At 45.7% G+C, this 847-nt stretch carries 1 pseudogene; it reads right to left on the bottom strand.

The window, feature by feature from the left end:
* Positions 1-847 (bottom strand): annotated as a pseudogene (locus V7783_RS21020) (alpha-amylase); the annotation flags it as partial.

The following is an 847-nucleotide window of genomic DNA, read 5'->3' as shown; positions in this document are numbered from 1 at the left end:
GCTCAGTAACACGAGCTGCTCAGTCAACTGAGTGTGGTTGAGTAAGTCTTTAACGGGTGTGTTTTTAGTGACAGGCCATTGGTTAATTAGAGTGTGTGGCAATGTTAGGGTAAACGTTTTGCTGTGTTGCTGGCTAAAGTTACTAACAATAATCAATTGCTGGTCGTTGTTAAAACGGCTAAAAGCAAATACCTCGTCATCGTAACCTTGGGTATTGAGCTGGCGCTGTAGGGTGTCTAATTCCATATAATCACCGCTTAACGCCGATGCTGTATGGCTTAGGTTTAATAGCGTTTGATAATAGGCGCGCAGGGCTTTTTCATCGGCTGTGGATTGGTCGCCATCAAACTTGCCGTTGTTCATCCAGCGTTGATGGGCTGGCACGCCCACATAGTCAAAAATACTGGTGCGAGTCGGTTGGCCAAAGCCTGCTATTTCAGCGCCTTGTTCGCCAACATCTTGGCCAAAATACAGCAAGGTTGGCGAGCCACTTAAGGTTGTTGATACCACCATGGAGGGTAGGGCATTAAATGGATTAGCAGCAAAGTCGGCTGTGTTGATGCGCTGCTCGTCATGGTTTTCTAAAAAGTGCAGCATGTGCTGATCGATGTCGCTGACTTTGGCTTGTACTGTCGCAATGGCTGCTGTGCTGGCTTTACCTTGAATAATAGCTTTTAAGGTGTCGTATAAATCGACTTTGTCGTACAAGTAATCCATTTTACCTAAATGAATAAAATCGCGGTACAAGTCAGGGTTATAGACTTCTGCGAGGATAAACGCGTTAGGATTGGTGTGTTTAATGTGGCTATTGAGGTAGCTCCAAAACTCTACCGGTACCATTTCGGCC

The sequence above is a fragment of the Pseudoalteromonas sp. genome, from assembly GCF_036960685.1.
Classification (GTDB): Bacteria; Pseudomonadota; Gammaproteobacteria; order Enterobacterales; family Alteromonadaceae; genus Pseudoalteromonas.
This window is presented reverse-complemented; position numbering and strand designations above follow the sequence as displayed.